Here is a 279-nt window from a genome sequence, read left to right as displayed (position 1 = left end):
GTCCCTGTACGAAAAGCACGGCCACGAGCAGAGCTGCGCGAACCGGACGGTGCCGTCGCGCGAAGCGATCAGCAACACGCTCACCGGCAACCTGTGCCGCTGCACCGGCTATCGTCCGATCGTGGATGCGGCCGTGCGCATGTTCGAAGCGCCCGCGCCAAAAGCGCCGCTGAACGTGGAAGCACTCGGGGCCGCGCTTGCCACGCTGCAACGCGATCATACGTTTCACTACGAACACGGCGGTCAGCGCTTCCACGCGCCGCGCACCGTCGAAGCACT

The 279-nt window shown here is 66.3% G+C and carries 1 protein-coding gene; it reads left to right on the top strand.

Going from position 1 to position 279, the window contains the following annotated elements; genetic code table 11:
• Nucleotides 1-4: 4 nt before the first annotated feature.
• Nucleotides 5-279 (top strand): 2Fe-2S iron-sulfur cluster-binding protein (locus EN869_RS34150; protein ID WP_245519980.1); only part of this gene is annotated, 275 nt, incomplete at its 3' end.

It is taken from the genome of Mesorhizobium sp. M2D.F.Ca.ET.226.01.1.1 (assembly GCF_004022705.2).
Lineage (GTDB): Bacteria > Pseudomonadota > Alphaproteobacteria > Rhizobiales > Rhizobiaceae > Mesorhizobium.
Note: the sequence above shows the minus strand (reverse complement) of the source record. Positions and strands in the feature narration are given on the sequence as shown.